Below are 19,591 nucleotides of genomic sequence, written 5' to 3'. Positions count from 1 at the left end.
CTGGTCAGTCGTTGTGGACCAGCACGCCGGCGGCCTCGTTGACGACGAGGCCCTGCGCGGCGGCGAGGGTCACCGGGTCCAGCGCGAACGCCTGCGCGACGCCGGGCAGGGTGAACGTTCCGTCCCAGGTCACGGTGAGGGTGACCTGGTACTGCCCCGGCCGGGCGTACTCGTGCGACACGTACGCCTCGGGGTGGTCACGCGGGGAGATCGCCGAGTCGTAGGGCCGTCCGGGTGCGTCGGGGCCGGTCCCGCCGTCGCCGAACTCCCAGCGGTAGTGGGGGATCGCGCTGATCGTGGCGACGACGGGCTCGTCGACGTTGAACGTGTACGACTCCGGCACGGGCGTGTAGAGGATCGTCGCCAGGTTCGCGAAGCTGCGCCCGGACGGCGCGATGACGATCGACGGTTTCGGCAGGAGCTTGTCTCGCAGGTAGTCGGCGAGCGCGGCCTGCACGGCCGCGACCGGCACGGCGTTGTCGGGCAGCAGGTAGTTGTTGCACCCGGCCATCGTCTGGTCGAACTGGGCGCGTTCGGCGGGGGTCATCGCCGGGTCCGGGCCGACGAGCTCGTACAGCTCGCAGACCGCGGCGGGGTCGTCCGGACAGGCCTGCCCGCAGGATGCCCGCCGCGGGACGCCCCCGTCGGCGCCGGCCGGGATCCGCTCGAGCACCCCGTCGTGGTAGCTGTACTGGTAGCCGTTGGCGGTGGCGCGGGTGTCGCAGCTGCCCCAGAGCACGCCGACGCAGGGTACGCGGGTCTCGCCGCCGGGAGCCGCCTCGGCGCGGCCGGCGGTGGGCAGCCCTGCCAGGCCCGGCAGCCCCGCGCCCGGCAGCGGGCCGCCGACACCGGCGAGCAGCCCCACCGCGACGGCGACCACCACCACCCGTGCGAGCCACCGCCGGCGGAACGGCGATCGCCGGCCGCAGTGTCCGCGCGAGCACTCGCAGTGTCCGCGCGAGCACTCGCAGTGCCCGTGCGGGCCGGCGAGTGATCGCCGATCGGCGGGGGAGTCCGACGCGGCAGGCTGGATCGTCATGCCGGCCCCGGGGCGTAACGCAGGGCCTGGATGCGCCAGCCGCGCTGGGTGAGGGCGAGCACGGCCGTGGCGGCCCGGCTGGGCACGCCGGGGGCGTCGGCGGCGTGGCGCCCGGCGAGGTCGAGCAGCCCGACGGCGCCGGTGTGCAGCGTGAAGGTCACGAGGCCGACGAGCCCGGCCCGCGGCCGGGCGGACAGGTCGGTCAGGCGGTAGGCGGCGGCGTCGGCGTGCAGGCCGCGCTGCTGGAGCGATCGGGTCACCCCGACGTCCAGGGCGCACGGCTGGCAGCCGGCCAGCGCGGTCGGCGTGATCACCGCCAGCCGGCCGGCCCGGGTGGCGTCGTTGATCTCGCGGAAGTACGCCTGGACCGTGCGGGCGGCCGCGGCGGGCGTGTCGTCGGAGCCCCCGGCCACCCCGGCGGAGCCGCCCGCGGACGGATCGCCGTCGGACGGATCGCCGTCGGCCGGGCCGGCGTCCGACGGGCCGTCGGCGGAGGGAACGTCGGCGGAGGGAACGTCGGCGGAGGGAACGTCGGCGGGCGAGCCGGCGCCGGACGGACTGCCGGCGGACGCCGCGCCCGGGCGGGCGGGGACGGCCGCGCCGGCGGGCTCGTGGCCGTCGCCGCCGCAGCCCGCGAGCAGGCCCGCTCCCGCCAGGAGGGCAAGTGTCGTGACGGCGGTGATGACGACCCCCAGCCGCGCGGCGTAGCGTGACGATTCGGCGTCCGTCCGCACAAGTCGCCAGAATAGCCGCAGGAGCCCGGCATGTGGATAGGCGCCAACGGGGAACGGTGCGCAGGTCCTACTATCAGTTCGATGATGGGAGTCACCGACGGCGACCGGGCATTCCGGATGCGCCCCCCCGCCGCGGCGGGCGGGCCGGTCGAGGCGATGCGGCTGGGATCGCCGCCCGACGGCAGCGGGCCCGCTGCGGCCCTCGATCATCCCGTGCCCTCGCAGCGGGGCACGCCCGGGAACGTCATCGCGCGTTATCTCCATCATCTGGAGGGCGAACGGGGACTCGCCCAGAACTCCGTTCTTGCCTACCGTCGCGATCTGCGCCGCTACCTCAACCATCTGTCGGCGCAGGGCCTGTGCTCGTTGGACGCGGTCGGTGAGGCGGAGGTTGCCGGCTTCGCCGCCGCGTTGCGTCTGGGGGACGAGACCCATCCGCCGCTCGCGGCCGCATCGGTGGCGCGGATGCTCGTCGCGGTGCGCTCGCTGCACCGCTTCGCCGCAGAGGAGGGGGACGTCAGCGAGGACGTGTCCCGCCCGGTGCGACCGCCGACGCCGCCCCGCAAGCTGCCCAAGGCGCTCTCCGTCGACCAGGTGACAGCGGTGCTCGCCGCGGCCGCGGGCACCCCGCGGGCGGGGGTGGCGGGGGTGGCCGGCCGGGCCGAGGATCTCGCTGCGGCGCCGGTGGAACCCGCCGAGGCGGTCCGCCGGCTGCGCGCCACGGCGCTGCTGGAGCTGCTCTACGGGACCGGTGCGCGGATCTCCGAGGCGGTCGGGCTGGACGTCGACGATCTCGATCTGGAGTCCGCGGCGGTGCGGCTGCACGGCAAGGGCGGCCGGGACCGGATCGTGCCCCTGGGCCGGTGTGCCGTCGCCGCGCTCGGGGACTACCTGCGCCTGGGCCGGCCGAGCCTCGCGGGGCCCCGGTCGGGGGCGGCGGTCTTCCTCTCCCGGCGCGGCAACCGGCTGTCCCGGCAGAGCGCGTGGACGGTGCTGCGGACCGCGGCTGACCAGGCCGGAGTCGACGGCGTCTCACCGCATGTGCTGCGGCATTCCTTCGCCACCCACCTGCTCGACGGGGGGGCGGACGTCCGGGTCGTCCAGGAGCTGCTGGGCCACGCCTCGGTCAGCACCACCCAGATCTACACCCTGGTGACGGTGGATCGGTTGCGGGAGGTGTATGCGACGTCACATCCCCGGGCGCTGGGCGCGGGTCCACCCGCGGCCGCTGGCTGGATTCCCGGGCACCCGGCCGGCGGCTGAGGGACCCGACCGGCGCCGCCACGGTCGCGCCGGCCGTGCCCCGTTCGGCGGCACGGAACTCGGGTAGTGACCGAGCGTGCCCACAACCGGCTGCTCAGGACGGGGTGTAGGGCCCCAGGCTCGGCATGCCGTTCGACGGCGCCGACGTCGGCACCCCGCCGACTCCGCCGACCGCCTGCGTGCTGCGCTCGGCGAGGGTCTCGCCCACCTTGCGTGCGATCGCCTCCATCAGGCGCAGCGCCTGCGGCAGCGACAGGTTCAGCACCACTTCGCTGTCGTTCGTCATCGCGAAGCGAACCGATACGTCCGCCATTGCTCGACCTCTCTCGCCTGATTCGGAAGATCTGCTCGATGCGTGTGGAACGGAACGGTACGGCCCATCTGGGACCAATGCACGCCCGGGGTTGCCGTGGGCGCCACCGGTATCGCCCGGTGTATGCGCTCGCTCACCTATCGTGGCGGTCCATGTGTTGTAGCTGTCAGTCACGTGCGCTGCTCCTCTGCCGGTAGCGACGTGTGTGGGCCCCGTCGGGTCCGGCCGAAGTCCCGGCCGGGTGGGGGCGGGTGAAGCAAACACGTAGCTGTCCCGTTGTTCATGCATAGTCCCTCATTGCCCCCGGCTGTCCGCGAGGGGGTGGGCTCGTGGTCGGACGTCGCGCCGGAGGGTGAACGTCCCGGTTCCCACCGTTCGGCCGAGATCCGTGGGCGGATTCACGGCCGGTCATGGATTCGCGCGGCGAACGGCCCGGTCGGGCAGGATGACAGAGTGACTTCGACTGACCGCGTCCTCCCGGACGTTCCCGCACTGACGATCGGCATCCTCGGCGGCTCGGGGCCGCAGGGCGGCGGCCTGGGCCTGCGCTTCGCCGCGGCCGGCCACCTCGTCCTGATCGGCTCCCGGTCGACCGAGCGTGGCGAGGAGGCGGCGGCCAAGCTCGCCGGCCCCGGGCGTCGCATCGAGGGCGCCGACAACGCCACCGTCGCGCAGCGTGCCGACGTCGTGATCGTCGCCGTCCCGTGGGACGGTCACCGGGAGACGCTCGAGGCGCTGCGTGAGCCGCTCGCCGGGAAGATCGTCATCGACTGCGTCAACCCGATGGGGTTCGACAAGGGCGGCGCCTTCGCGCTGGCGGTGCCCGAGGGCAGCGCCGCTCAGCAGGCCGCCGCCGTCCTGCCGGACAGCACCGTCGTCGGCGCCTTTCACCATGTGTCCGCGGTGCTGCTGGCCGACGAGTCGGTCGCGAAGATCGACACCGACATCCTCGTGCTCGGGGACGACCGGGCCGCCACCGATCTGGTCGCCGCGCTCGCCGAACGCATTCCGGGGATGCGCGGCATCTACGCCGGCAAGCTGCGCAACGCCGGCCAGGTCGAGGCGCTGACCGCGAACCTGATCTCGGTCAACCGCCGGTACAAGTCGCACGCCGGCCTGCGCATCACCGACGTCTGAGCGCCGCGCGGGCGATGGGGACGGCGATGGGGACAGGGCCCCGCCCGGGCGCATCTCACGGTGATGACCCGAGCTACGACGACCTCGGCCGCCCGGTGCGGATTCCCGCATCGGTGAGCCGGGTGGTCTCGCTGGTGCCCAGCCTGACCGAGTCGATCGCGCTCTCCGCGCCGGGCCTGCTGGTGGGGGCGACCGACTGGTGCAGCCATCCGCCGGGGCTCGAGGTGGCCCGGGTGCGCGGGACGAAGAATCCGGACGTCGACGCGATCGTCGCCCTCGCCCCGGACCTGGTCGTCGCCAACGCCGAGGAGAACCGCGAATCCGACCTCGCCGCCCTGCGCGCGGCCGGGCTCGCGGTGTGGGTCACGGCGCCGAGCACCGTCGAGGCGGCCCTGGACAGCCTCGACCGGATGCTGCGGCTGGCCTGCGGCCTGACGCGCCCCGCCTGGCTCGACGCCGCCCAGGTGGCCTGGGCCGACACGGGTACCGGCACTGACGCCGTCGCCGCCGGCCCCGTCGCCGCCGGCCCCGCCGTCGCAGACGCTCACACCGATGGCGGCCGCGACGGCGGCGGCGAGGGCGACGCCGCGCGCCCTGGCTCGCGCCGTCGCGCCCTGGTGCCGATCTGGCGCCGCCCGTGGATGGCGGTCGGGCGCGACACCTTCGCCGGTGACGTGCTGCGCCGCCTCGGGGTGGACAACGTGCTGGCGGACTCCCCGCAGCGCTACCCGCGGTTCGATCCGGCCGACCTCCCGCCGCACGACCTCGTCGTGCTGCCCGACGAGCCGTACGCCTTCAGCCCGACCGACGGGCCCGAAGCGTTCGCCGCCCCCGCCGTCTGCGTCCCGGGCCGCCTGCTGACCTGGTACGGACCGTCGCTGGTGGCGGCGCGTCACGAACTCGCCGCGGCGTTGGCCCGCGCCTGACCGCCCGACTCCGGCGGTTGGCGGTTGGCGGTTGGCGGATGGTCGGTGGATCGGTGATCGGCGGTCGGTGGCGGGACTGCGGCGTCCGCGGCCGGCCACCGACCGCCGGCGTCAGTGGGCGATCAGTAGCTGTGCTCGACCGTCGGGTACTGCCCGCCGCGCACCTCGTCGCGATAGGTGCGCACGGCGTCGCCCAGCACGGTGCGCAGATCGGCGTACCGCTTCACGAACCGGGGGACGTGCCCGCCGCTCAACCCGGCCATGTCCTGCCAGACCAGTACCTGCGCGTCGCAGTCGGCGCCGGCGCCGATCCCGACCGTGGCGATGTGCAGCTCCTTGGTGACGCGGGCGGCGAGATCCGCGGGCACGACCTCCAACACGACCGCGAACGCGCCGGCGGCCTCGATCGCCAGCGCGTCGGCGAGCAGGACCTCACCCGCCTCGTCCCGGCCCTGCACCCGGTAGCCGCCCAGGGCGTGGATGCTCTGCGGGGTCAGGCCGAGATGGCCGATCACCGGGATGCCCGCGCCGACGAGCGCGGCGACCGCCGGGGCGACCCGCGCGCCGCCCTCGAGCTTCACCGCCTGGGCGCCGCCCTCCTTGAGGAACCGGGTGGCGGTTGCCAGTGCCTGCTCCGGGCCGGCCTGGTAGGACCCGAACGGCAGGTCGGCGACGACCATCGCGTGCGGTGCGCCGCGCACCACGGCGCGCACGAGCGGGATCAGCTCGTCGACCGTGACCGGCACGGTCGTGTCATAGCCGTAGACCACGTTGGCGGCCGAGTCCCCTACCAGCAGGACGGGGATCTCGGCCTCGTCGAAGACGGTGGCGGTGGTGAAGTCGTACGCGGTGAGCATCGACCATCTCTCGCCCCGGCTCTTCGCCGCCGCCACGTCGCGGACCGTGAACCGCGACCGGCGCGGCGACCGGGTTTCGGCCGGCGCGCCGTAGAGCGTCGCCGCCGTGCCCGCAGCGTCTGCGGGCCGCGAGTGGTCGTCGGAGGTCTGGTTGCGGACAGTGCCTGACGAATCCATGAGCACTCCCTGATGCGTCCGTCCGGGCGCTGGGCGTCCCGGCGTGCTGTCCATGCTGCCACGGTCGGGCCCGCCCGCCGAGTGGGTGAAACCGGTGCGCATCGCACACCCGGGCGGAAGGGAACCGCCCGCCACGCCGCTGCCATGGCAAACGGATGCGTCTGGGCCTCCGGGCACGTATGCTGATCTTGAAATGCGGCGAGACGACGCGGTGAAGACACACGGTGAGAACACACGGCGCGACCAGGTAGCGGGTGGCCTATCCATGCGGATGCATCGGCACGGTGGTGACGGGATGGATGGCAGGGCAGAGGGAGGACGTGCCGGATGACGACCGCGGATGCGCGCCCCCCGCGTCCCCGGCGTCCGTCCGATCGCGTGCCCTCCGGGGTGAAGCCCGCGCGCTCGCCCGGCCGGCCCCGGGATCCCCGGTGCGATGAGGCGATCCTCGACGCCGCCCTGCACGAGCTGGCCACCGTCGGGTTCGCCGGCCTGTCGATGGAGGCGGTGGCGGCCGGCGCCGGTGTGGGCAAGGCCACCGTCTACCGGCGGTGGCCGACGAAGGACGCCCTCATCGTCGACGCCCTGGACACGCTGGCCGACAGCGTGGAGGCCGTCGAGACCGGCTCGCTGCGCGATGACCTCGTGGCCTGGCTCAACGCCCTGCGCCGGCACAACATCCAGTCCCTGTCCGGGCGCATCATGCCCAGGCTCGCCGCGGAGCGGTCCACCCATCCGGAGCTGTTCGCCACCTACTCACAGAAGGTGATCGAACCGTCCCGGCAGCGCGCGGCCGACCTGCTGCGCCGCGGCGTCGACGCGGGGGAGCTCGCCGCCGATGTCGACGTGGACCTGGTCGTCGACATGCTCATCGGCCCGGTCGCCTACCGCCAGTACATGAGCGGCAATCGAGAGGTGAGCGGCACGCGCATCGGCACGATCGTCGACACCGTGCTCGGTGGCATCCTGCGCCGTGACCCCGGGTTGCCGGGAACGGGCGCCGGCCCGGAGGCCGCCCCCGGGATTGACGACCCGGACGGCGGCGGTTCGCGGGGCCCAGCCCGTCCCGGCGGGCCGGCCTCGGCCGGTCCCGCGGGGACGGCTGGTCCGGGCGCGGGCGGGCGCCCGGATTCCGGCGTCTACCCGGTTGGCGGTCCGTATCCGGTCGGTGGTCCGTACCGCGTCGGCGGGAGCAGCGGCGTCGCTGGACTCAACGGCGTCGCTGGACTCAACGGCGTCGATGGCGCTGACGGTGTCGGCGGGTCCAACGGGGTCGGCGGGTCCAACAATGTCGGCGGGTCCAACAATGTCGGCGGGTCCAACAATGTCGGCGGGTCCAACGGCGTCGGCGGGTCGCGTGGCCACGGCGGGATGTACCCGACCCGGGCCGTGCGCGGCGTGGCCGGCCGGCATGGCTCCGGCGGGACGCACCGGCTGACCGGGCCGGTCGTCACCAACGAGCGCGGCGGGGCGGACTCGTCACCCTGAGTGTAAACGCCTTGGGGGCCCCACACGGGCGCGAGTAGCATCGCGGACGGGTCAGGAAGGCCCGCCGTGGGGCCGCCCGCAGGGCCGGCGACACGTCGTCGGCGCGGTGATCCCCGCGCACGTGTGTCCTATCGCAACAGGAGACTCTCGGTGTCCGACGTCCGCGTTACCGTCCAGCACGCCCAGCGTAGCGATCCGCGGGTGGTGCCGACCGGGACGACGGCCGCCGACCTGTTCGCCGACGACCGTGACGTCATCGCCGCCCTGGTGGACGGCCAGCAGCGTGATCTCGCGCATGTCCTCGACGACGGCGCCGTCGTCGAGCCCATCGCGATCGGCTCGCCGGCCGGCCGGGCCATCGTGCGGCACTCCGCCGCGCACGTCGTCGCCCAGGCCGTCCAGGACCTGTTCCCGAAGGCCCGGCTCGGCATCGGCCCGCCCATCGACAACGGTTTCTACTACGACTTCGACGTCGAGACGCCGTTCACTCCGGAGGACCTGAAGGCCATCGAGAAGAAGGCCCAGGCCATCATCAAGGCCGGCCAGCGGTTCTCCCGCCGGGTCGTCACCGAGGAGCAGGCCCGCGCCGAGCTCGCCGCCGAGCCGTACAAGATCGAGCTGATCGGGCTGAAGTCGAGCGCCGGCGAGGATGCCGAGGCCGAGGCCGATGCCGAGGCCGCCGTCGAGGTCGGCGCCGGAGAGCTGACGATCTACGACAACCTCGACGCGAAGACCGGCGAGCTGTGCTGGAAGGACCTCTGCCGGGGACCGCACGTGCCGAGCACCCGGTCGATCCCGGCGTTCGCGATCCTGCGCTCGGCGGCGGCCTACTGGCGGGGCAGCGAGAAGAACCCGCAGCTCCAGCGCATCTACGGCACCGCCTGGGAGTCCCGCGACGCCCTGAAGGCCTACCAGACGAGGCTCGCCGAGGCCGAGAAGCGTGATCACCGCCGCCTCGGCGCGGAGCTGGACCTGTTCTCCTTCCCGACCGAGATCGGCCCGGGCCTGGCCGTGTTCCACCCGAAGGGCGGCGCGATTCGCACCGCGATGGAGGACTACGCGCGGCGCCGGCACATCGAGGCCGGCTACTCGTTCGTCAACACCCCGCACATCACCAAGTCCGACCTGTACGAGATCTCCGGTCACCTGGACTGGTTCGCCGACGGCATGTACCCGCCCATGGAGCTCGACGGCGGCACCGACTACTACCTCAAGCCGATGAACTGCCCGATGCACATCCTGATCTACCGGTCGCGGGGCCGGTCGTACCGGGAGCTGCCGCTGCGGCTGTTCGAGTTCGGCACGGTCTACCGGTACGAGAAGTCCGGCGTCGTGCACGGCCTGACCCGGGTGCGCGGCCTCACCCAGGACGACGCCCACCTGTTCTGCGCCCGTGAGCAGTTGCCCGCCGAGCTCGACAGCGTGCTGAACTTCGTCCTGGGGCTCCTGCGGGACTACGGCCTGAGCGACTTCTACCTGGAGCTGTCGACCAAGCCGGAGGGCAAGGCCGTCGGCACCGACGCCGAGTGGGAGGAGGCCACCGAGCTGCTGCGCGCCGCGGCGCAGAAGCAGGACCTGGAGCTCGTCCTGGACGCCGGCGGCGGCGCGTTCTACGGCCCGAAGATCTCCGTCCAGGCCCGCGACGCCATCGGCCGGACCTGGCAGTTGTCCACCATCCAGGTCGACTTCCAGCTACCGCAGCGCTTCGACCTGGAGTACCAGGCCGCGGACGGCACCCGCCAGCGTCCCTTCATGATCCACCGAGCGTTGTTCGGGACGATCGAGCGCTTCCTCGCCATCCTGCTCGAGCACTACGCCGGGGCGCTGCCGCCGTGGCTGGCCCCGGTCCAGGCGATCGGCATCCCGATCACCGACGAGCACGTGCCCTACCTCGACGGGGTGGCCGCGAAGCTGTCCGCCCACGGTGTCCGGGTGGAGGTCGACTCCTCGGACGACCGGATGCAGAAGAAGATTCGCACGGCGCAGAAGCAGAAGGTCCCCTTCATGCTGCTCGCCGGAGACGAGGACGTCGCCAAGGGTGCGGTGTCGTTCCGATTCCGCGACGGCACCCAGCGCAACGGCGTCCCCGTCGACGATGCCGTCGCCGAGATCCTCGACGCCGTCACCCGCCGCCTCCAGGTCTGACCGCCGCGCGCACCCAGACGTGATCCCGGGTGCCCGGGGCATCACCACCAGTCCGCCTTCCGGGGTGACGTCGAATCCGTGACGTCACCCCGGAATCGGGTGGTTCCACTCTTCTGGAGATGTGGGTGGTGCGCGGGGGAGACGCGGGGGACGCTGAATCCGACAAGACGCAAGCTGGCAGATCACTGGGCGAGCGTGGCCCGCGAGCGAGGCGTCGACGCCGCCGCGCTCCATGCGCAGGCACGCCAGCTCGCGGCGCTCTATGTCACGGGTTACGTCGCCGAGGCATACGCGAAGGCCCTCGCCTCGGCACGCGGGCGGCCCGTGCTGCACACGCACAACCTCATACCGCTGCTTGAAGAATGCGGGATCCACAGAAGTGATCTTCCGCTGGATCTGCGGGTATACGCCGTACAACTGGGTCTGGCGTCGGCTCGCGGACGGCAACGGGGATCATTCGCCCCGATCGCTGGTCCGGCTGTTCGATCGGGTGCTGGAGCGGGAACGCGGATGGTATCCGGCATCGCCGTACGAGCGAAGCCTTATCCGGCCCAGGGCGCTGGTGGAATCGTTGGACGACATCAGCGACCAGGAGATGGCCTCGCTGGAGGAGGAGTTCGCCGAACTCGTCCCGCTGTTCGACGCGCTGCGGGAGATCGGCCGCACGCCGTTCCCGGCCGGTGAGCTCGCGGTGGACTCGGATGTGGTCAGCCTGGGGTTGGAGGTCGGCCTGTTGCACATCGACTCCGGCACGCGGGACGAGGCCGAGCGATATCGTGTCCCGGAGCTCCACCGGAAGGCGCTGCGAATGGGGCGCAAAGGCCAGGCCTGAGTGCTGTCTCCGCCCCGCCTCGTCGGCAGCATGATCCGCGGTGCGGTCGCGGATTGCGGGGTAGACCCTCCGGTAGATGGTGTGGGCAGGATGTGACGCGCTGTTGGCGGGCGGGTTGCCGGCGCGCAACAGCACGGCGGCGCAGCGGTGTCCTCGCTAGGGTCGGGTCAGGCTGACCGGGCGGCCCGTATGGTCGAGTCCCCACCTCAGCGCGGAGGCACCATGGACAAGCAGCAGGAGTTCGTTCTCCGGACGCTGGAGGAGCGGGACATCCGCTTCGTTCGGCTCTGGTTCACCGACGTGCTCGGCTACCTGAAGTCGGTGGAGATCGCGCCGGCCGAGCTCGAGGGTGCGCTCGCCGAGGGCATCGGATTCGACGGTTCCGCGATCGAGGGTTTTGCCCGGGTGCACGAGGCCGACATGCTGGCCCGGCCGGACCCCTCCACGTTCCAGGTGCTTCCGTGGCGCGGTGAGCATCCGCTGACCGCGCGGATGTTCTGTGACCTGATCATGCCGGACGGGGCGCCGGCCGCCACGGACTCACGGTGGGTGCTGCGCCGCGCCCTGGCCCGGGCGGCGGACGCGGGTTTCACCTTCTACACGCATCCCGAAATCGAGTTCTTCCTGCTCAAGGAGCCGCCGAAGCGCGGTGGCCCGATGCCGGCACCCGTCGATGAGTCGGGGTACTTCGACCTCACGCCGAACGACATCAGCCATGACTTCCGGCAGCAGGCGATCAGCATGCTGGAGCGGCTGGGCATCTCGGTGGAGTTCAGCCATCACGAGGTCGCGCCCGGCCAGCAGGAGATCGATCTGCGTTACGCCGACGCCCTCACCATCGCGGACAACATCATGACCTTCCGGCAGGTCGTGAAGGAGGTGGCGCTGCGACAGGGAATCTACGCCACCTTCATGCCGAAGCCGTTCGGAGATCAGGCCGGCTCGGGCATGCACACCCACCTGAGCCTTTTCGAGGGTGACCGCAACGCCTTCCACGACCCGACCGACGAATACCAACTTTCGAAGGTCGCGAAGGCGTTCATCGCCGGTCTGCTCACGCATGCCGCGGAGATCACCGCGGTGACGAACCAGTGGGTGAACTCCTACAAGCGGCTGATCGGCGACCAGCGCCTCGGCGAGGTGCTGGAGGCGCCCGCGTACGTGTGCTGGGGCCACAACAACCGGTCGGCCCTGGTGCGGGTGCCGCTGTACAAGCTGCACAAGTCGCAGGCGACCCGGGTGGAGTTCCGGCTACCGGACAGCGCGTGCAATCCCTATCTCACCTTCGCCCTGGTGTTGGCCGCGGGGCTACGAGGGGTGCAGGGCGGTTACGATCTGCCCGCGCCGGCGGCCGACGACGTGTGGACGCTGACCGACGTCCAGCGTCAGGAGCGGGGGATCACGGCCCTGCCGGGTTCGCTCGCCGAGGCGATCACGGTGATGGAACGCTCCTCGCTGGTGCGCGAGACCCTCGGGGACGAGCTGTTCGAGTTCTTCCTGCGGAACAAGCGGGCCGAGTGGCAGGACTACCGTCGGCAGGTGACCCCGTTCGAGATCGACCGCTACCTGCCCGTGTTGTGAGCGTCCCGCGATGCGTGTCGAACGGCCGGGGGTGTCGATCGGGTCCGGCGGACCGCCCGCGCCGCCCGCCGCGGACCATCCGCGCGGCAGCTCGGTAGTCGCCCGGCTCGCCCGGCTCGGCTTCAGCGACGTCGACCGGGTGGCGGCGACCATGGAGCGGCTCGGCCTGCTCGACGGTTCGGCGGCGCCGTCCGGCGGGGATGAGCGGGCCGGTGGACAGTCGCGGGCCGGTGGACAGTGGCAGGCCGGGTCGGGCGGGGAGGTCCGGCTCGCGGGGAACGTCGTGGTCGGCGCGCTGGCCGCGGCGGCCGACCCCGACCTGGCGCTCGCCGCGCTGGACCGGCTCGTCGACGCGCTCGGCCCGACCGACGGGCGGGGACTCGTCGCGGACCTGGCCGGGCACGCCGGGCTGCGGGAGCGGCTGTGCGCCGTGCTCGGCGCGAGCCGTGCGCTCGGCGATCACCTGGCTCGCCATCCCGCCGACTGGCAGGTGCTGCGGCCCGACGAGCTGGTCGCAGCCCCGCCCGATGCCGGCCGGATGCGGGCGGCGCTGCTGCGCGCGGTCGGCGCGAACCCCACCGATCCGGCGCCCCGCGCCGTCGACGACCGGCCGGCGACCCTCGACGCGCTGCGCGTCGCCTACCGCCGGGCGCTGCTCGTCGTCGCCGCCCGGGACCTCACCGGCGCGGTGGCGCTGGACGACGCCACCGCGGAGCTCGCCGACCTGGCCGCCTCGGCGCTCGACGCGGCGCTGGCGATCGCCCGCGCCGGCCTCGACCCGGACCTGCCCTCGGTCCGGCTCGCCGTCATCGGCATGGGCAAGTGTGGGGGCCGGGAGCTGAACTACGTCAGCGACGTCGATGTCCTGTTCGTCGCCGAGCCGGCGGCCGCCGGTGGCGCGACGGCCGGTGGTGCGGCGGTCGGCGGGGAGGCGGCGCTGCGGGCCGCGACGCGGATGGCCGAGGGGCTGGTGCGGGCGGCGGGGCTGGTGACCTCCGCGGGCGCGTTGTTCCAGGTCGACGTCGGCCTGCGGCCGGAGGGCCGCGACGGCGTCCTGGTGCGCACCCTCGACAGCCACCGCACCTACTACCGCCGCTGGGCCCGGACCTGGGAGTTCCAGGCCCTGCTCAAGGCCCGTCCGATCGCCGGTGACCTGGTGCTCGGCGCGGAGTTCTGCGCCATGGTCGCGCCGCTGGTCTGGACTGCCGCCTCCCGGCCGGACTTCGTCGCCGACGTGCGGGCGATGCGGCGCCGGGTCGAGTCGACGCTGTCGCGCGCGGAGTCGGAGCGCAACCTCAAGCTCGGCCCGGGCGGACTGCGCGACGTCGAGTTCGCCGTCCAGCTCCTGCAGCTCGTCCACGGCCGGGTGGACGCGAAGCTGCGGGAGCGCTCGACGCTCGCCGCCCTCGACGGCCTCGCTCGCGGCGGGTACGTGGGCCGGCGCGACGCCGCCGAGCTCACCGAGGCGTACCGCTTCCTGCGCAACGCCGAGCACCGGCTTCAGCTCCAGCGCCTGCGCCGGGTGCACAGCCTGCCGCGGGATCCGGGCGAGCTGCGCTGGCTCGCCCGGTCGATGGGGATGCGTACCGCCCAGGACTTCGTCGACGCCCACGCCCGGATCGTGCGCACCGTGCGCTCCCTGCACCAGAAGCTGTTCTACGCCCCGCTGCTGGAGGCGGTCGCGCGGCTGTCGACCGAGGAGATCCGGCTGTCCCACGCCGAGGCGCAGCAGTGGCTCGCCGCGCTGGGATTCGCCGCCCCGGACCGCTCACTGCGCCACATCGAGGCGTTGATCAGTGGGGTGAGCCGGACGGCCGCGATCCAGCGCCATCTGCTGCCGACGTTGCTGCCGACGCTGGCCGACGCGCCCGACCCCGACGCGGGCCTGCTGGCCTACCGCCGGGTCAGCGAGGCGCTCGGCCGCGCCCCCTGGTACCTGCGGCTGCTGCGCGACTCCGCCGGCGCCGCCGACCGGCTCGCCCGGGTCCTCGCCTCCAGCCCGTACGTCGCGGACCTGATGACGCGGGCGCCCGAGTCGGTCCGGCTGCTGCGCACCGAGGCCGACCTCGTCCCGGTGCCGCGCGAGACGCTCAGCCGAACGATGCTCGCGATCGCGCACCGCAACCCCGACTGGGAGGACGCCGTCGGCCGGGCCCGGGCGGTGCGCCGCGAGGAGCTGGTCCGGGTGGCCTGCGCGGATCTGCTCGGTCTGCTCGACGTGGCCGCGGTCGGGCGGGCCCTGGCGGACGCCGCCGCCGCCACCGTCGCCGCGACGCTGCTCGTCGCGGAGCGCAGGATCGCCGGGGGCGACCCCGCCTGCCTGCCGGCGCGGCTCTCCGTCATCGCGATGGGCCGGCTCGGCGGGGCGGAGATGTCCTACGGCAGCGACGCCGACGTCCTGTTCGTGCACGAGGCCCGACCGGGCTACTCGGCGCAGCAGGCGCAGCGGGCCGCCGCCGAGGTGATCGGGGAGCTGCACCGGCTGCTCGCCGTCTCCGGCCCGGATCCGGCGCTTCGGCTGGACTCGACGCTGCGCCCGGAGGGCCGCAGCGGCGCCCTGTCGCGCCCGCTTGACGCCTACGACGCCTACTATCGCCGCTGGTCGCAGGACTGGGAGTCGCAGGCGCTGCTGCGGGCGCGGCCGCTGGCGGGCGCTCCCGAGCTCGCCTACCGGTTCTGCCGGCTCGCCGACACGGTGCGCTACCCGACGGCGCTGCCGGCGGCGTCGATCGAGGAGATCATCCGGCTGCGGGGTCGGATGCGGCGGGAGCGGATCCCCCGCGGGGTCGATCCCAGCCGCCACCTGAAGTTCGGTCCCGGCGGGCTCACCGACGTGGAATGGGCGGTGCAGCTTCTCCAGCTGCGCCACGGCCGGGAGGTCCCGTCGCTGCGCACCACCTCGACCCTCGACGGCCTGCGGGCCGCGGTGCTCGCCGGGCTGCTCGGCGAGGCGCAGGCGGGTGACCTGCAGGCGGCCTGGCTGTTGGCGTCGCGGCTGCGCAACGCGAGCACACTCGCGGGCTGGCCGCGGCCGGACGTGCTGCCTGATCGCCCGGCGGCCCTGGAGGCGACGGCGCGGGCCGCGGGCTGGCCGGCGGACGGCGCCGGTGACCTCGTCGCCGAGTACCGGCGGCTGGCGGCCCGGGCCGAGGCGGTCGTCGCGGACGTCTTCGCGCGGGAGCGGACCGCCGAGTTCGGCTGAGCGCCCGCCGCCGCCCGCCCCGGGACGCCGACAGGCCGGCCGTCCGAGGGAAGCCTCGGACGGCCGGCCTATCGCCTGCCACCTCACGTCGCGCGGTGCGCACCGTTGCGGGAACCGGGGGATCGGGGCGCCGGCGCTCCCCCGCGCGAGCGCCCCGGCCATGACGCGATGTCTGCCCAGCCGTGTCGGCCTGCCTCGTTGGCCTGCCTCGTTGGCCTGCCTCGTTGGCCTGCCTCGTCGGCCAGGCTCAGACGCTCACCTCGGCGGGCGCCGCAGTGGTCTGCGACGGCACGAACAGGGTCGGCTTGTCGCCGGCCAGGGCGCTGCAGCAGGTGTCGACGATGAGCGCGGTGACCAGGTACGGGTCCATGTTCGCGTTCGGACGACGGTCCTCCAGCCAGCCCTTCTTGGCCTTCTCGACGGCCCAGGGGATACGGACGGAGGCGCCGCGGTCCGAGGCGCCCCAGGAGTACTTGTTCCAGGGGGCGGTCTCGTGCTTGCCGGTCAGCCGGTCCTGGATGCCGTACCCGTAGTGGGTGACGTGCTCCATGACGCGCGTGCCGAGCGCCTCGCAGCACGCGACGATGGCGTCCCAGCCCTCCATCGTCTGCTTGGTGGAGAAGTTGGTGTGCGCGCCGGCACCGTTCCAGTCACCGGGGATCGGCTTCGCGGCGAAGGACACCTCGACGCCGTAGTCCTCGGCGATCCGGTGCAGCAGCCAGCGGCCCAGCCAGATCTGGTCGCCGATGGCGGGCGCCGGCAGGACGCCGATCTGGAACTCCCACTGGCCCATCATGACCTCGGCGTTGGTGCCCTCGATGGCGAGGCCGGCGTCGAGGCACGCCTGGGTGTGCCGCTCGACGATCTCGCGACCGGGCATCTTCGAGCCGCCGACACCGCAGTAGTACGGACCCTGCGGTGCGGGGTACCCGACCTCCGGCCAGCCGTACGGGCGGCCGTCCTTGAAGAAGGTGTACTCCTGCTCGATGCCGAACATCGGCGACATGTCGGCGTACTTCTCGGCGACCGCGCGGGTGGCTGCCCGGGTGTTCGTCGGGTGGGGCGTGAAGTCGGTCAGCTCGACCTCGCACAGCACCAGGATGTTGTCGCCACCCCGGATCGGGTCGGGCGTGACGAAGACGGGACGCAGCACGCAGTCCGAGTTCGATCCCGGCGCCTGGTTGGTGCTCGAGCCGTCGAAGCCCCAGATCTCCGGCTCCTTGCCCTTCTTGATGATGCGGGTCTTGCTGCGCATCAGGGGCTCCGGCTCGGTGCCGTCGATCCAGATGTATTCGGCCTGAATGAATTCGGCCTTGCTCACTCAATACTCCCCGTGGTTGGTCCTGCACGGAACGGAGCGACTTCGTGATCGGCCTGGGGGAGGCCGACCCAGGCCGCGGTGGACGGGAGGGTTCGGTCGGAGCTTCGTCGGGCCCCGTTACCGGCCCGTTCCGTGATTGTTAATTCTTCGTCTCTGGTGCGTCACGGATGGTATTGGCGGCCGGACCAGGGCATTGGTTCCCCGAGGCCGTTCGGGCGGCTGTCCCAAGGTGGTGGGCGCCAATTTTACCGCTCCCGCCCCGGCAGTACGGAGTATTTCGCCCGGGGGACGCCGGCGGCCATGCGCGAGGCCACTCCGGCCCGGCCGGAACGGGGACTGGAGAGGCGGCCGGCGGGCATCTCGGCCGGTTCTTCGCCGGTTCTCGGCCCGCGCGCGCGGTGCCCCGGCCGCGCGGCCGGGTTTCTCGACCCGGCCGGCGGCGACGGTGCTTCTGTCGGTCAGATGTCGTAGTAGAGGGTGAACTCGTACGGGTGCGGCCGGAGCCGGATGGCGTCGACCTCGTTGAGCCGCTTGTACTCCAGCCAGGTCTCGATCAGATCCGTGGTGAAGACGTCGCCCTCGCGAAGGAAGTCGTTGTCCGCCTCGAGCGCGTCCAACACCTTCTCCAGCGAGCCGGGAACCTGCGGAACCGCGGCCAGCTCGTCCGGCGGGAGCTCGTAGAGGTCCTTGTCGATCGGGTCCGGCGGGTCAATCTTGTTACGGATGCCGTCCAGGCCGGCCATGAGCATCGCGGCGAAGGCCAGATACGGGTTGCAGCTCGGATCCGGGACGCGGAACTCGACCCGCTTCGCCTTGGGCGAGTCGCCGCCGAGCGGGATGCGGCAGCATGCGGAGCGGTTGCGTGCCGAGTAGACGAGGTTGACCGGTGCCTCGTAGCCGGGGACCAGCCGGCGGTAGGAGTTCGTGGTCGGGTTGGTGAATGCCAGCAGCGCCGGCGCGTGGTGCAGCAGGCCGCCGATGTAGTAGCGCGCCGTGTCCGACAGACCACCGTAGCCGTTGGGGCTGTAGAACAGCGGCTCGCCGTCCTTCCACAGGCTGGAGTGCACGTGCATGCCCGAGCCGTTGTCCTCGAACAGGGGCTTCGGCATGAAGGTGACGGTCTTGCCCCGGCTGCGGGCGACGTTGCGGATGACGTACTTGTAGAGCATCAGGTTGTCCGCGGTCTTCAGCAGCGTGTCATAGCGGATGTCGATCTCCGCCTGGCCGGCGGTGCCGACCTCGTGGTGCTGCATCTCGACGGTGATGCCGGTCTCGTAGAGGACCCGGGTCATCTCCGAGCGAAGATCCGTGAAATGGTCGGTCGGCGGGACCGGGAAGTAGCCGCCCTTGAAACGGGGCTTGTAACCGAGGTTGCCGCCCTCTTCCTTCCGGGAGGTGTTCCAGGCGGCCTCGACCGAGTCGACCTGGTGCATCGACCCGTAGGGGTTGTAGTCATAGCGGACGTCGTCGAAGATGTAGAACTCCGCCTCGGGCCCGAAATAGGCCGTGTCGGCGATGCCCGTACCGCGCAGGTACGTCTCCGCCTTCTTGGCGATGTTCCGCGGGTCCCGGGAGTACTGCTCCTTCGTGATCGGGTCGTGGATGAAGAACGTCATCGCGAGGGTCTTGTGTTCACGGAACGGATCCACGAAGGCGGTCTGCGGGTCCGGCAGCAGCAGCATGTCGGACTCGTGGATGGCCTGGAAGCCTCGAATCGAGGACCCGTCGAACATCAGCCCGTCGGTGAACACCGACTCGGCGAAGACCTGCGTCGGAATGGTGAAGTGCTGCATGATTCCGGGCAGATCACAGAATCGTACGTCGATGAACTGCACGTCCTCGTCGCGGATATAACGGAGCACGTCCTCGGCTTTTGTGAACATACGACCTCCAGCGTCCCGTCACGCTTATCAAGCCTGTAGGTTACGGCATGTCGATGTGTCTTCGGTCATGCCCCGGCGGACCCGTGACATCACGAAGTCGTTTCGTTTATGTTACAGGAGCGCACTTTATCACCCTTGGTGAACCCTTGGGTGCAGCTCGGTGCGGCGGATAAGCTTGCGTCGTGGGACGAGCACTTGGAGGCTGGCTCGAAGGGCCTGGTCTGCCCAGGGACACGCCGCCGGGCGTCCGGCTGGGGCTGCCGGCGGAGGGCCGCGGCTCGGTCGTGGGCTTCGGGCCGCGGCTGGGCGCGTACCTCATCGACGCGGTCGTGGCGAACCTGATCGTCGGCGTGCTGTACCTGGCCGGGCTCGGCTCCGCCGGCGACGTCCGCGGCCTGGCGATCTACCTGGTGTTCCTGCTGGAGGAGTTCATCCTCGTCAGCACCGGCGGCCAGACGATCGGCATGCGGCTGTTGGGCATGCGCGTGATCCGGCTGCGTGACCGCGGCCGGCAGTCCTGGCCCTGGGTGGGGGTGCGCACCCTGCTGTTGGCCCTGCTGGTGCCCGTGTTCATCTGGGACCGCGACCAGCGCGGCCTGCATGACCGGGCGGCCGGGACCGTGGTCGTGCGCGATCCCGTCCGCGCGGACTCCGCCTCCTAGACCGGCTGGGCCCCTGGGTCGGCTGGATCTC

Annotated in this window: 15 protein-coding genes; 9 read left to right on the top strand and 6 right to left on the bottom strand. The window is 72.3% G+C overall.

From position 1 onward, the window contains the following. Positions 1-4 precede the first annotated feature (4 nt). Together FRAAL_RS22575 and FRAAL_RS22570 are read right to left on the bottom strand one after the other, a co-directional pair. The gene (locus tag FRAAL_RS22575) at positions 5-880 is read right to left on the bottom strand and encodes a PKD domain-containing protein (protein WP_011606279.1); all 876 of its coding nucleotides are present in this window, start codon (positions 878-880) and stop codon (positions 5-7) included. Positions 881-1,035: 155 nt separating this feature from the next. Continuing rightward, on the bottom strand, positions 1,036-1,773 hold the full coding sequence (locus tag FRAAL_RS22570; protein WP_011606278.1) for a hypothetical protein: 738 nt from the start codon (positions 1,771-1,773) through the stop codon (positions 1,036-1,038). A gap of 84 nt (positions 1,774-1,857) precedes the next feature. Between FRAAL_RS22570 and FRAAL_RS22565 the strand changes: the two genes are divergently transcribed. Then, positions 1,858-3,036, top strand: a complete 1,179-nt coding sequence (locus tag FRAAL_RS22565; protein WP_173402767.1) for a site-specific tyrosine recombinase XerD — start codon at positions 1,858-1,860, stop codon at positions 3,034-3,036. Positions 3,037-3,130: 94 nt separating this feature from the next. Here the strand turns inward: FRAAL_RS22565 and FRAAL_RS22560 are convergent, their stop codons facing one another. Beyond that, positions 3,131-3,349 carry a hypothetical protein gene (locus FRAAL_RS22560; protein ID WP_009742848.1) on the bottom strand — a complete coding sequence of 73 codons (219 nt, stop codon included), beginning with the start codon at positions 3,347-3,349 and terminating at the stop codon, positions 3,131-3,133. Positions 3,350-3,802: 453 nt separating this feature from the next. On the opposite strand from FRAAL_RS22560, the gene npdG reads away from it, so the two are divergent. Beyond that, positions 3,803-4,486 (top strand): NADPH-dependent F420 reductase, encoded by a 684-nt coding sequence (gene npdG, locus FRAAL_RS22555; protein WP_011606276.1) that lies wholly within the window; start codon positions 3,803-3,805, stop codon positions 4,484-4,486. A 113-nt stretch (positions 4,487-4,599) separates the two neighbouring features. After that, positions 4,600-5,412 (top strand): helical backbone metal receptor, encoded by an 813-nt coding sequence (locus FRAAL_RS22550; protein WP_011606275.1) that lies wholly within the window; start codon positions 4,600-4,602, stop codon positions 5,410-5,412. Positions 5,413-5,534: 122 nt separating this feature from the next. Here the strand turns inward: FRAAL_RS22550 and panB are convergent, their stop codons facing one another. Further along, positions 5,535-6,446, bottom strand: a complete 912-nt coding sequence (gene panB / locus FRAAL_RS22545; protein WP_041940879.1) for a 3-methyl-2-oxobutanoate hydroxymethyltransferase — start codon at positions 6,444-6,446, stop codon at positions 5,535-5,537. Positions 6,447-6,773: 327 nt separating this feature from the next. Between panB and FRAAL_RS31000 the strand changes: the two genes are divergently transcribed. The 5 genes from FRAAL_RS31000 to FRAAL_RS22520 all read left to right on the top strand — a co-directional run bounded on the left by FRAAL_RS31000 (position 6,774) and on the right by FRAAL_RS22520 (position 15,694). Next, a complete protein-coding gene (locus FRAAL_RS31000; RefSeq protein WP_011606273.1) occupies positions 6,774-7,934 on the top strand; it encodes a TetR/AcrR family transcriptional regulator in 1,161 nt (386 codons plus the stop codon). A 150-nt stretch (positions 7,935-8,084) separates the two neighbouring features. Continuing rightward, entirely contained in the window at positions 8,085-10,079 is a 1,995-nt protein-coding gene (gene thrS / locus FRAAL_RS22535) for a threonine--tRNA ligase (RefSeq protein WP_041939653.1), read from the top strand. A gap of 355 nt (positions 10,080-10,434) precedes the next feature. After that, positions 10,435-10,911 carry a hypothetical protein gene (locus FRAAL_RS22530; RefSeq protein ID WP_162137487.1) on the top strand — a complete coding sequence of 159 codons (477 nt, stop codon included), beginning with the start codon at positions 10,435-10,437 and terminating at the stop codon, positions 10,909-10,911. Positions 10,912-11,133: 222 nt separating this feature from the next. Next, on the top strand, positions 11,134-12,492 hold the full coding sequence (gene glnA, locus FRAAL_RS22525) for a type I glutamate--ammonia ligase (protein WP_041939652.1): 1,359 nt from the start codon (positions 11,134-11,136) through the stop codon (positions 12,490-12,492). 10 nt (positions 12,493-12,502) lie between these two features. Further along, positions 12,503-15,694 carry a bifunctional [glutamine synthetase] adenylyltransferase/[glutamine synthetase]-adenylyl-L-tyrosine phosphorylase gene (locus FRAAL_RS22520; RefSeq protein ID WP_011606268.1) on the top strand — a complete coding sequence of 1,064 codons (3,192 nt, stop codon included), beginning with the start codon at positions 12,503-12,505 and terminating at the stop codon, positions 15,692-15,694. A gap of 247 nt (positions 15,695-15,941) precedes the next feature. On the opposite strand, the gene glnII is transcribed toward FRAAL_RS22520, so the two are convergent. Together glnII and glnA (FRAAL_RS22510) are read right to left on the bottom strand one after the other, a co-directional pair. After that, positions 15,942-17,015 carry a glutamine synthetase GlnII gene (glnII, locus tag FRAAL_RS22515; protein WP_011606267.1) on the bottom strand — a complete coding sequence of 358 codons (1,074 nt, stop codon included), beginning with the start codon at positions 17,013-17,015 and terminating at the stop codon, positions 15,942-15,944. A gap of 458 nt (positions 17,016-17,473) precedes the next feature. Then, positions 17,474-18,898, bottom strand: coding sequence for a type I glutamate--ammonia ligase (glnA, locus tag FRAAL_RS22510; protein ID WP_011606265.1), 1,425 nt, complete (start codon positions 18,896-18,898; stop codon positions 17,474-17,476). A 182-nt stretch (positions 18,899-19,080) separates the two neighbouring features. Here glnA (FRAAL_RS22510) and FRAAL_RS22505 point away from each other — a divergent pair, with 182 nt between their 5' ends. After that, entirely contained in the window at positions 19,081-19,560 is a 480-nt protein-coding gene (locus FRAAL_RS22505) for an RDD family protein (protein ID WP_157892184.1), read from the top strand. The last annotated feature ends 31 nt before the right edge of the window (positions 19,561-19,591 follow it).

Origin of the sequence: Frankia alni ACN14a (genome assembly GCF_000058485.1) — a bacterium.
In the GTDB taxonomy this organism is placed as follows: Bacteria; Actinomycetota; Actinomycetes; order Frankiales; family Frankiaceae; genus Frankia; species Frankia alni.
This window is presented reverse-complemented; position numbering and strand designations above follow the sequence as displayed.

Bases quoted from the DNA above. Each gene is read 5' to 3' on its own strand.
- FRAAL_RS31000 (WP_011606273.1), top strand. From the start codon at position 6,774: ATGACGACCGCGGATGCGCGCCCCCCGCGTCCCCGGCGTCCGTCCGAT.
- glnA (WP_011606265.1), bottom strand. From the start codon at position 18,898: ATGTTCACAAAAGCCGAGGACGTGCTCCGTTATATCCGCGACGAGGAC.
- FRAAL_RS22560 (WP_009742848.1), bottom strand. From the start codon at position 3,349: ATGGCGGACGTATCGGTTCGCTTCGCGATGACGAACGACAGCGAAGTG.
- FRAAL_RS22565 (WP_173402767.1), top strand. From the start codon at position 1,858: ATGGGAGTCACCGACGGCGACCGGGCATTCCGGATGCGCCCCCCCGCC.
- glnA (WP_041939652.1), top strand. From the start codon at position 11,134: ATGGACAAGCAGCAGGAGTTCGTTCTCCGGACGCTGGAGGAGCGGGAC.
- FRAAL_RS22520 (WP_011606268.1), top strand. From the start codon at position 12,503: ATGCGTGTCGAACGGCCGGGGGTGTCGATCGGGTCCGGCGGACCGCCC.
- panB (WP_041940879.1), bottom strand. From the start codon at position 6,446: ATGGATTCGTCAGGCACTGTCCGCAACCAGACCTCCGACGACCACTCG.